The organism is Variovorax sp. 160MFSha2.1 (assembly GCF_048305075.1).
GTDB lineage: Bacteria > Pseudomonadota > Gammaproteobacteria > Burkholderiales > Burkholderiaceae_C > Variovorax > Variovorax guangxiensis.
Genome location: NZ_CP157625.1, coordinates 293079 through 303450, shown reverse-complemented (window position 1 = coordinate 303450; position 10372 = coordinate 293079). Strand labels below are relative to the sequence as shown.

Annotated in this window: 13 protein-coding genes; 10 read left to right on the top strand and 3 right to left on the bottom strand. The window is 61.9% G+C overall.

The window, feature by feature from the left end; all coding sequences use genetic code 11:
- The first annotated feature begins 27 nt into the window (after positions 1–27).
- The 3 genes from ABL838_RS32920 (at position 28) to ABL838_RS32910 (ending at position 2450) form a co-directional block, all read left to right on the top strand.
- A complete protein-coding gene (locus tag ABL838_RS32920) occupies positions 28–1140 on the top strand; it encodes an LPD7 domain-containing protein (RefSeq protein ID WP_418125952.1) in 1113 nt (370 codons plus the stop codon).
- A complete protein-coding gene (locus ABL838_RS32915; protein ID WP_418125951.1) occupies positions 1127–1708 on the top strand; it encodes a phospholipase D family protein in 582 nt (193 codons plus the stop codon). The genes ABL838_RS32920 and ABL838_RS32915 overlap by 14 nt, the downstream gene beginning before the upstream one ends.
- 142 nt (positions 1709–1850) lie before the next feature.
- Positions 1851–2450: a TraX family protein gene (locus ABL838_RS32910; RefSeq protein ID WP_418125950.1), complete on the top strand. Its 600-nt coding sequence runs from the start codon at positions 1851–1853 to the stop codon at positions 2448–2450.
- A gap of 445 nt (positions 2451–2895) precedes the next feature.
- Here the strand turns inward: ABL838_RS32910 and ABL838_RS32905 are convergent, their stop codons facing one another.
- Positions 2896–3720 (bottom strand): SDR family oxidoreductase, encoded by an 825-nt coding sequence (locus tag ABL838_RS32905; RefSeq protein ID WP_418126547.1) that lies wholly within the window; start codon positions 3718–3720, stop codon positions 2896–2898.
- A gap of 325 nt (positions 3721–4045) precedes the next feature.
- On the opposite strand from ABL838_RS32905, the gene ABL838_RS32900 reads away from it, so the two are divergent.
- The 3 genes from ABL838_RS32900 to ABL838_RS32890 all read left to right on the top strand — a co-directional run bounded on the left by ABL838_RS32900 (position 4046) and on the right by ABL838_RS32890 (position 5517).
- Entirely contained in the window at positions 4046–4426 is a 381-nt protein-coding gene (locus ABL838_RS32900; protein ID WP_418126545.1) for a winged helix-turn-helix transcriptional regulator, read from the top strand.
- Positions 4427–4545: 119 nt separating this feature from the next.
- Positions 4546–5106, top strand: coding sequence for a suppressor of fused domain protein (locus ABL838_RS32895; RefSeq protein WP_418125949.1), 561 nt, complete (start codon positions 4546–4548; stop codon positions 5104–5106).
- Between the two features lie 126 nt (positions 5107–5232).
- Positions 5233–5517 carry a hypothetical protein gene (locus ABL838_RS32890; RefSeq protein ID WP_418125948.1) on the top strand — a complete coding sequence of 95 codons (285 nt, stop codon included), beginning with the start codon at positions 5233–5235 and terminating at the stop codon, positions 5515–5517.
- 586 nt (positions 5518–6103) lie between these two features.
- On the opposite strand, the gene ABL838_RS32885 is transcribed toward ABL838_RS32890, so the two are convergent.
- A complete protein-coding gene (locus ABL838_RS32885; RefSeq protein ID WP_418125947.1) occupies positions 6104–6538 on the bottom strand; it encodes a winged helix-turn-helix transcriptional regulator in 435 nt (144 codons plus the stop codon).
- Positions 6539–6649: 111 nt separating this feature from the next.
- Between ABL838_RS32885 and ABL838_RS32880 the strand changes: the two genes are divergently transcribed.
- The 3 genes from ABL838_RS32880 to ABL838_RS32870 all read left to right on the top strand — a co-directional run bounded on the left by ABL838_RS32880 (position 6650) and on the right by ABL838_RS32870 (position 8694).
- Entirely contained in the window at positions 6650–7267 is a 618-nt protein-coding gene (locus ABL838_RS32880) for an FMN-dependent NADH-azoreductase (protein ID WP_418125946.1), read from the top strand.
- 138 nt (positions 7268–7405) lie between these two features.
- Positions 7406–8047, top strand: a complete 642-nt coding sequence (locus tag ABL838_RS32875; RefSeq protein WP_418125945.1) for an NAD(P)-dependent oxidoreductase — start codon at positions 7406–7408, stop codon at positions 8045–8047.
- 17 nt (positions 8048–8064) lie between these two features.
- The gene (locus ABL838_RS32870; protein WP_418125944.1) at positions 8065–8694 is read left to right on the top strand and encodes a DsbA family oxidoreductase; all 630 of its coding nucleotides are present in this window, start codon (positions 8065–8067) and stop codon (positions 8692–8694) included.
- Positions 8695–9099: 405 nt separating this feature from the next.
- Here ABL838_RS32870 and ABL838_RS32865 read toward each other — a convergent pair whose 3' ends face one another.
- Positions 9100–9567 (bottom strand): DUF1348 family protein, encoded by a 468-nt coding sequence (locus ABL838_RS32865; protein ID WP_418125943.1) that lies wholly within the window; start codon positions 9565–9567, stop codon positions 9100–9102.
- Positions 9568–9684: 117 nt separating this feature from the next.
- On the opposite strand from ABL838_RS32865, the gene ABL838_RS32860 reads away from it, so the two are divergent.
- Positions 9685–10272, top strand: coding sequence for a TetR/AcrR family transcriptional regulator (locus ABL838_RS32860; RefSeq protein ID WP_418125942.1), 588 nt, complete (start codon positions 9685–9687; stop codon positions 10270–10272).
- Positions 10273–10372 lie beyond the last annotated feature (100 nt).

Sequence of the window (10372 nt, the reverse complement as noted above, 5' to 3'; positions counted from 1 at the left end):
TGGCTGCGCCCGCCTGGAACAACTTCTATGCCCAGAGATCCCTCCCCCGAAAAGTCCCCGACGGACATCGAGGACACCGCCTCACAAGGCTTTGCCGGTGAAGCCCAGGGTGACAAGCCTGCTGCGAGCCACGGCGGCCCCAGAGTGCCCGATGCCGTCGAGCGTCTCTACCTGCATATCGGCGATCGCTACTTCTTCCCCGACCGCACCCTGGCCTTCATCGACGATGGTGATCGCATCCGCGTGCAAACCGAAAACCGCGCCGTGCTGCAGGGGGTCGTGGCGATTGCCCAAGCGCGCGGCTGGCAGGTGCTCAGGATCAAGGGCACGGAGTCCTTTCGGCAAAGCATGTGGCGCGAAGCCACCCTGCGCGGCATCGAGGTCCAGGGTTACAAGCCAACCCCGCCCGAAGTACTTCAGGTCCAACGTACTCTAAAGAGCTCACAGCCCCCGCAGGAGACCGAACGGAAGCCAACCCCGCAGGCAGCGACGACGCACGAAGATGGCGCCTCTTCAAAGCAACAGATGCAGGGCATCCTGCTGGCAGCCGCGCCGGCGCCGTACCGGTTCGATCCGAGCGAGCGGATGTCCTTCTACGTGCAGCTTCGTACGGAGGACGGCGACCGCACAATCTGGGGATCCGATCTCGAACGCGCCCTTGCTGAATCGGTTTCGCAACCGCACATGGGCGACCAGGTCGTGCTCACGCAGCAAGGCACCCATCCGGTCAACGTTCGCGTGGCGACCCGCAACACGGAAGGCGAAACGATCGGCGAGCAGAAGATCGTCGTGCAACGTACCCGGTGGCGTATTGAAACGCCGGATCACATCCAGGCGATGGAACGGTTCATCCACCAAGTGCGCACCGGAGCGCTTCAGCCCGACGCGGCGGCGCCCGAACAACCGGAACTGCGCACGGCGACCCAATGCCTCAGGCTGGCCGAGCAATACGCCGACCGCCTGACCACAGATCAGGCTGGACAGCAGCGACTGATGCAGCTGATTCGCGTGCGGATGGCCGATGCATTGGCACAGGGTCGCTCCATTCACCTTCCGGAGCGACGTCTTCGTCATGCGGCGCAACATGTCCGCCTGCATCCGACGCGCGATCGCGGGGAGCCGAGCCATGAGCGTGTCTAGGCTCTGCGCGAGCGTGCCACTGAAATTCGCGGCCACCGTCGCAAGCTTCACCTGTGTCGCGCCCTCAACGGGGCTTGCGCAACTCGCAACACCTGCCCCGCCCCTCACGCAGACCGTGCCCTACACGGCAGCCTTCATTCCCGGCTCGGCCTTGCCACTCGTGCTGGACACCATACGAAACGCCCGCTCGACACTCCTGGTTGCGGCCTACGGCTTCACCAGCCGCCCCGTGGCCATCGCCCTGCGCGACGCACAACGCCGGGGTGTCCGGGTGTTCGTGGTGATCGATGCCGACGAGGCTGCCAAGGCCTACTCCGCTGCCCGCTTCCTGACCGATGGACGGGTACCGATCCGCACGAATGCGCGCTACGCGCAACAGCACAACAAGTTCATCGTTGCGGATGGAACCTTCGTGCAGACCGGTAGCTTCAACCACACCTCCTCGGCGGCACAACGCAACGCCGAAAATGTGCTGGTGGTGCGCAACGCACCGGCACTCGCCGCACAGTACGGCACTGAATGGCAAAAGCCGTGGGACGAAGGCATCGACCTGCGCCCTGGGTACTGACACGTGCCAGCGTCCCCAGCCCGCTCTCTCCATGGCACGAAACCCAGCCGCGCGCGCCCGAACGAACCTTCCGGCGGCAATATCCCCTTGGTCGATCTCGGCCCGCTCTCTCGAAGCACTCAAGTGGATAGGCCTCGCGCTCATGACAGGCGACCACATCAACAAGTACCTGCTGCATGGAGCGATCCCGGCGCTCTATGCACTCGGACGCATGGCGATGCCGCTCTTCGGCTTCGTGCTCATGGCCCATCTGGCGCACGCCACCTCTCTGGCGATCGGCGTGCATGTGCGTACCATGAAACGACTGGCGGTCTTTGCGTTGCTGGCCACACCGCCCTTCGTTCAACTGGTGGGCTGGTGGCCCTTGAATATCTTGGCCACACTCCTGCTGGCCGTGCTGATCGTCTGGCTGATCGAACGTGGCGGACGGCTCCGCCGATGCACCGCAGCGATCGTCTTTCTCTTCGGTGGCTCGATCGTCGAGTTCTGGTGGCCAGCACTGCTTTACTGTCTAGGCGCCTGGGCCTTCGTGCGCAGCCCGGGACGTCTTCGGCTTCTGCTGTGGATTCTGGCGACGGCCTCGCTCGTCATCATCAATGGCAACTTCGCGGCCTTGGCCGCGTTACCTCTGATCTGGGGGGCGGGTCAGATCGACATTTCGGTCCCACGCAGCCGATGGATCTTCTATGTTCTCTATCCACTGCACCTCCTGCTGATCGCGATCGTGCAACGATGGGCGTGAAATTTCCTGGGGACGGGGCTGGGTCTGGATCGAAAAGCTCGCGCGGCCCGCTCGAGCGAGCGCTTTCGCTCTCTATTCCTTTTCTCCAGGTACGCCTTGGGATACGCCAGACCGCCCAAGGCCCCGTGAAATGCAAATCTCGAGTCGCACATTTCCACAGAACTTCTTAAGTTCATCGCACGATTCGGCGGCGGGGAAATGGGCGCAGGCTACGACCGGATATCTTTCCAGCCGCGTCTGCGTTGCGTTTACCTATCGGTCACTCAACGAGAGCGATGCCCGCTTCGCAGCGAGAGTAGCCCTTGGGTTATGCTCGCGAACTACCGTAGCCGGGCAGAAGTTGACGTTCGGCCCGACCTTCTGATTCGAGCTCGAGTGCTTCATTTGGCTTCCTGGCCCTTGCCGGTCGCACTCCGCGTAGACCGGCCCTGCGCTGCACCATGCCTCACACAACAGGGACTGTTCCCCCGTCGATAACGTACTCGACCCCCGTGATGGAGGCGGCACGCTGTGACACTAGGAATCCGACCAGGTCTGCGACTTCCTGAGGTTTGGCAGGACGCCCAAGCGGTATGCCGCCAAGGGAGTTCATGAGGGAGCGGCGTGCACCCTCGTAGTCTGTCCCGTTCTCCGAGGCGATCCTCTCGACAAGACTCACCGCAGCTTCGGTCTCCACCCAACCGGGTGCCACGCGCACCACGCGCACCCCCTTTGGACTGACCTCCTTGGACAGGCTCTTGCTGTACGTCGACAGGCCGGCCTTCGCGGCCGCGTAGGCGGTGGTCGCCTCCGGCAATGGCATCTGCCGCTGGATGGAGGTGATATGAACGATGACGCCAACACCGCGGGCAAGCATGCCTGGCAGCAGGGCTCGGTCAATGCGCACGGCAGCATAGAGGTTCATGGCGAGGGCCTTTTGCCATTCGTCGTCATCGAGCGCGGCAAAGCCGCCGGCCGGTGCCGAAGAGCCGCCCGCCACATGGACCACGACGTCCACGCCGCCGAGCTGTTCCTCGACGGCGCGCACAACGTCGTCGCAGCCAGTTGCAGTGGACAGGTCTGCGCCCACAAAGGCCGCTTTCCCAAGGTTTGCAGGCGCGGAGCGGGCTGCGGTCAACACCGTGGCTCCAGCCTGGCTCAGTTGCGCGACCACGGCGGCTCCAATTCCTTTGGTACCGCCCGTAACGAGCACCCTGCGGCCCTCGAGGTCGACAGGTGTACGGATTTCAAGAAAGTCGATGAGGCCGTCCTTGAGGCCAAAGACGTGCATCAATTCGACTCGGTTGCCGGGGAAGTTGCCTTCGAGATGCGCCAGCAGTTTGAACGTGTCGCCTACCCGCGAGAGGCCGAGTGGCGTCAGCCGATACTGGTACCTGGCTTCAGCTGCCGTCTTCCAGCCCTTGATTGCGTCCAGGCCGCGGAGGGTCTCGCCCTCGTCTCGAACAATGGCATCCGCGTGGAAATATTCGTTGAGCGAGACCCCGTCGTCTACTCCACAAGATTCAAGGTAGCGGGCGATAGCGGAAGGAGCTTGGACTTTCATGGAAATCGGTGAGCAAGTTGCAATGCACGGATGCTCGGCTTACGCTCACCTCATGACAAGTACGCACCAAAAAGTTAGTGCTCGGCCCGCCGCGGAGCGCAAGGCCTACACGCCGCTCACTGCCGCCATCGACGTCGAGGCTTGCTTCAGCCTTCTGGAGGGGCGCTGGAAGCTCGTCATCTTGTTCCACCTCTTTGGTGGGAAGGTGCTGCGGTTCTCGGACCTGGAGAAATGCATCACCGGTATCTCCCAGAAAATGCTCTCCCAGCAATTGCGACAGCTTGAGGCGGACGGCATCGTTGAACGCACCGTCCACTCGCAAGTGCCACCCCGGGTCGACTATCGGATGACGGCCTGGGGGCAACAGCTGTGCCCGGCATTGGACAGCATGCTGAAATGGGCTGAACTACGGGAGCAGTACAGCGTTGAATAGGATGTCAAGCGGCCGCCGAAGCGGGAGCCGTTTGGAACTCCAAGCTCGGCATTCGGCCAGGAGCGGCCATTCACCACTCCGGAAGAATGCGGCCAGAACTGGCGACTCGCATCGAGCAAATGACAGACAAAGAAATCTTTCTCGCCCATCTCGCCAGCATTACCGGAAATCTGGAGCCGGACATACGCATGGTTCAGTCGGAAGATGCGCAGCTTCCCGATGTAGCGGTGCTGACCTATGAAAATTGGCCGAAGCCGGGGTTCATAACGGCATTCACATACGGTTTGTCTCTGGCCAATCACCCCGATTGGAAGCGAGGGCGATGTGAGCTAATGATCTCAATGGAGTCACTGGTACATGCCTGGCCGTTCGCCATCGGCTTTCTTGTAAGCCGTCTTCGCGGTCGCTGCCCTTTTAGTTACGGGAACACGATCAAATATGGGCGCTCGATCAGCGAAGAATCCGATATGGACGCCTTCTTGATCTTTGCTCCGCCCCATCTGGACCGAGAGCAAAAAGCTGTGCGGATGAACAAATACGACTGCTTCATTGCCGGCGTATACCCGCTGTACGGCTCTGAGCTTGATCTATACGAGCAGATTCAACTCGAAGCGTTCTGGCATCACCCGGGTTGGGATCCGCTTAACCCGCAACGCGAGGTCATGAGAATGGTCCAGTGAAGGTCCGGTTTAGGTCCCCGTCGTACACCCGGTATGAGCCCGCTGACGCCAACGCGCCTGCGGCAGAATGCGGCCAAAAGCAGAAGTTCGCCTCGGCCCTCCAGTTCTTCCCCAACGACCATCAAGATGCAGTTCTTGTTCGAAATCGAAGACGTGTTTGATATCGGCGGCCGAGGTTGTGTGCTCGTGCCGGGCGTCCCGTATGCGTTCGGACAGGACGTGAAGACTGGGGCGCAGCTCCTCATCGAGACTCCGCAGGGCACGCAGGTTCGGACGAACATCGTCGCCTTCGAGATGATTAACCGAGGGCGGCCTATGGTTCACGCGCCGTTTTCCTTGCCTCGTGCGGTCGCGAAGTCCAGTCTTCCCGTAGGCTCGAAGGTGTACCTTCTCGGCTCCGCCGACGTCTGACGGCCAAAACCAGACACTCGCCCCCGTTCTCTGATGAAAAATTCTGAAGCCGTCGCATATGCGGCCCAATTCCTGGCCTCACGTCGTATTGCTTTCGAGCGGCTGGAAGGGGTAGTCGAGGATAGCCAGGGCTTCGCAGAAGTCATCTTCAGTGCCTGGAGCCTTGGATGCAGCGGTAGCGGTAGTTGATCCCCCAGACGTTCGGGTGCGCGTATTCACGTCAACGGGTTGCTGCGAACTGGTCGAGCAGATGTAGACACTCCCGGCCACTTCCCGACATTCGCGGACGGCAGCATTGGTGCGATACCTTCGGCGCGGTCGCCGGCGCGAGTGAATGCAGACGCGTCGGCGACAAAGTGGCGTTCAGCTACCTAATGCGCCACCTTCATAGCAGCCGCCGAACTTTGTGTGGCGCCGCTACGTACAGGCGACGACTTTGGTGGCTCCGAGAGCCTTCATCAGATGCGTGGCGTAACGTCAACGTCAAGCCCGTCGATTTGATTGCCGGCAGCGGCTTCATCTTCTCCTTGTTCAGCCGCATGTCGCGGAGCCAGCAGCCGGCAGGTTCGCGCATGTTTCCGCCGCCTTAGCGCCGTCGATGGACAACGCCTTGTGCAGGGACGGTCCCCGGCTCTGGCGCTTCGTCGAAGCGGCGATGTGCTTCGGCGATGGCGAACTGGTTGTCGTTCGCCCAGTTGACGAGCGCCATAACCGGCTCTAACAGTGTCCGACCCAATTCGGTGAGGTCGTAGTCGACGCGTGGCGGGATGGTCGGGTAGATCGTCCGGGTAACCAATCCATCACGCTCCATTCCCCGCAATGTCAGCGTAAGCATGCGCTGGGAGATGCCGTCGATCCCGCGCCGCAACTCATTGAAGCGCCGCGTTCCGTTGGCAAGCGAGGCAACGATGTAGAGGCTCCATTTGTCGCCTACGCGATTCAGGATTTCGCGGGTCGCGCGGCAGCCCCCGGTTTCAGGGGCCGGCAGTTCGGCGGGCAGGGCTGTGTGACTCAGTGACATGGATGTGCCTTCTTGTGGAACGCAGGCGGGAATCCTACCCTCCTTGGTATTGTTTAGTAATTCAGAGTCTATGAGGTACCTAGTTCCTCTCAAATACCAAGGATCCATGCTATGAGCAACGTTCTATTGATCACTTCAAGCCCTCGCGGGGCCGACAGTCTGTCCACCCGCTTCGCGACCGAGATTGCCGAAGGCGTCAAGGCCCGCCTCGGCGCTACGCTGACGGTTCGCGACCTTGCCGCGGACCCGGCGCCGCACATCACAGCGGCCTACATCCAAGGCCGCGTCACGTCCCCCGAAGCGCGCACCCCGCAGCAGGTCGAGGCCGTCGGGAACGCCCAGACGCTGGTCGATGAACTGCAGGGCGCCGACGTGATCGTGCTCGGCTCAGGCATGATGAATTTCGGTCCGTCCTCGCAACTCAAGGCTTGGTTCGACCACGTGACTTGGCCAGGCGTCACTTTCAGCTACGGGACCGGTGCGCCTCAGGGGTTGCTGACGGGCAAGAAGGTCTACTTGGTCACCGCTGCCGGCGGCGTGTTCTCCGAGGGGGTTTATGCACCCTTCGATTTTCAGACCAACTATCTCCTGCACCTGCTCGGCTTCATCGGGCTGACCAACGTCGAGCTCGTGCGCATCGAAGGCACAGTGCTCGGTCCGGACGCCGTCAGGGCCGCCATCACGAAGGCCGAAGCGACCGTGCAGTCCTTGTTGACGGAAGCGGCGTGAAGCCATGGCAGCGAGCAAAACCCTGCCGCTTATCGATCCCGACGTGATCGCGGAAGAGATCTGGTCGCTTGTCACCAAACGCGATCGTGTGGACTCGAATCTCCCGGCCATGCCCGCGAACCATCAGGGAGGGGCGTAATGAAGCTCGCCCTATTCGGAGCCACCGGGTCGACCGGACGGCACATCATCGAAGAAGCCTTGAAGCAAGGCTACGCCTTGTCTGTCTATACGCGCGATGCCAAGAAGCTCGCCGCGTTCGCCGGGAAAGTCGAAATCGTTGTTGGTGATCTGCAAGACCGGGACGCGATTGCGAAGTGTGTCCAGGGTGCTGACGCTGTCATCAGCGCCTTGGGCCCGAACGGTTTGAAGGTGCAGGGTGACCGACCCATCATGCACGGCCTGTCCAACATCATGGCCGCAATGCGGCGATTGGGCGTGCGGCGTCTTCTCCAGGTCTCCACGGCGAGCTATCGCGACCCCAAGGATGGTTTCGACCTCAGCTCGCGCGCGGCCGTGCTGTTCTTCAAGGTGGTTGTTCGCAAGGCTTACGACGACATCAGAGCGACTGGCGAACTGATCGCCAATTCGGACCTGGACTGGACGATCGTGCGGATTCCGTTCCTCCAAGACGGCCCTGCGCACGGAGGGATCGCTGTGGGCTGGTACGGAAGAGCCAAGCTCGGCTCGAAGCTCTCGCGGGGCAATCTGGCGAAGTTCCTTGTGAGCCAGATTGCCGACAAACGGTTCGTGCGCTCCGCGCCCGGCATCGCTGACGACTGAAACAAGGGAAGACCAGCATGTTGCAAATCGACCTCTATACCGAGATCACCTGCCCCTGGTGCATCATCGGCCAGCACCGCCTCGACAAGGTTCTGAAAGAGCGCTTTCCGGACCTCCCGGTAGACATTCGTCACCATCCCGTCCTGCTGATGCCGGACACACCGGCTGAGGGGCTGTATATCCCTGACTTGCTGTTCAAGCGATATGGGGTGACCGACCCAAAGGCCTCCTTTGCTCGAGCCGAAGCCGAAGCCCGTGCGTCCGGGCTCGACCTCGATCTTGGGCGTCAACCCTATGCCTATCCGACGCAGGCGGCCCATGCGCTCATCAAGGCGGCGGGTGCGCGCGGCACGCAGCACCAGCTCGCGGTCGCGTTCACGGAGGCCCACTTCCTGCAGGCGAGGAATATTGGCAAGGCCGATGTGCTGGCCGACATCGCCGTAGCACACGGGTTCGAGCGCGACGAAGCTCTCGCCATTGCGCGTGATCCGGCATGGCGCGCGCGGGTCGAGCAGTCGGCGGCCGCCTCCGCTGCCGCCGGCGTGCACTCCGTTCCGCACTTCGTCTTTGGCGGCCATGTCGCAATCAATGGCGGCCGGAGTGAAGACGAGATTGCCCAGGCCATCTGCGAAGTAGCATCGCGTTGACCAAATGCCGCGGTGGTGGCAGCGCGATCGGTACCGGTACCAGGCACTCCGATAGGGTGGCCGAAGGACGGCTTTGGGCCCCCATCGGTCATCGGGCTGCTTCTTAGTGGTCATCGCGCCCCGCTCGAATGCGGTCAAGGCTGGATGCAGCGTTCGTCTTGAGCTGCCGCTGCCCGCGGTGGTAGAACGTCAGGCCATCGATGACGAAGCTAAGCACGCGGTGACCCACTTCAAGCGCGTGAGCCCGCGGCGCCACGTGCCCGATCTAAAGCGGCACGTGCAGGCAACATGCCCGCAACGTGCAGCGCCTGCCGCGCAGATGGCGTTAGCCCATGGGCCTAATGCCGACCTCGTTCGCAAGTGTGCTCCGCATAGCTTGCGAAAAGATGGCACAGTGCGTCGCCGTCAAAGACCCAGTTCGGTCAGACCCGGGTGGTCGTCCGGACGGCGGCCGAGCGGCCAGTGGAACTTGCGTTCCTCGGCCTTGATGGGCTTGTCGTTGATGCTGGCATGGCGGTCGGTCATCAGGCCGTTCTCGTCGAACTCCCAGTTCTCGTTGCCGTGGCTGCGGAACCAGTTGCCGGCGTCGTCGTGCCATTCATAAACAAAGCGCACCGCGATGCGGTTGCCGGTATAGGCCCAGAGCTCCTTGATCAGGCGGTAGTCAAGCTCTCGTGCCCACTTGCGCTCCAGCAGCGCCTTGGCCTCGGCACGGCCCTGCGGGAACTCGGCCCGGTTGCGCCAGTTGGTGTCAGGACTGTAGGCCAACACGATCTTGGCCGGATCACGGCTGTTCCAGCCGTCTTCCGCTAGGCGAACCTTCTGGATCGCAGTTTCGAGAGTGAACGGGGGCAGGGGGGGACGGGTTTCCATGGCAATTCCTTTATCAATCAAGGGTCTGTCGTGAGCCGCAGACCTGCGGCAGGTAGACAGCTCTGTCTACGTGGGCGCATTCTGGCGCAAGTAGACAAGTCTGTCTATAGTCGACCCATGAATAAAGTTGTCAGCATCAGCAACAGTGACCTACCGGCTAGAGAACGCATCCTGCGCACCGCGCACGACCTCTTCTACGCCGAAGGCCTTCGAGCCACCGGGATCGACCGCGTCATCGCCGAGGCGGGCGTGACCAAGGTGACCTTCTACAGGCACTTTCCGAGCAAGAACGACCTCATCCTGACGTACCTGAACCTTCGCCACGAACGGTGGATGAAGTGGTTCACTGAGGCATTGGAGCGCCACGGCGGCGCGTCAAAAGGCGCTCAGGCGCTCCCGCCAGTGATGAAGGAATGGTTCCGTGGCAGGGCGCTCGGCGATTTCCGAGGCTGCGCCTTCCTCAATGGCGTCAGCGAGATGGGACCCACGATGCCAGCTGTCGTCCAAGCCACTCGCCAGCACAAGCAGCAGATGACCGACGTCATCGAAGCGTTGCTGCCGCAGTCGGGTCAGCGAAAGCGGACGGCCGAGGCCCTGGCCAGCGCCGTGGATGGCGCCATCGTGCAGGCCCAGTACAGCGGTGATCCGGCACCCGCTCTGCGAGCCCTCCAATTCATTGCTGACAAGGTGACCAACAAAGCCTGAGTGCCGTTGAGGAAAGGTCTGCAAAGCCTCGCGTCAGTCCGGCGGCGAGAGGCGTAAGCGAATAGGACGATGCTGGGCATGGACAGATCACGCTTGGCCT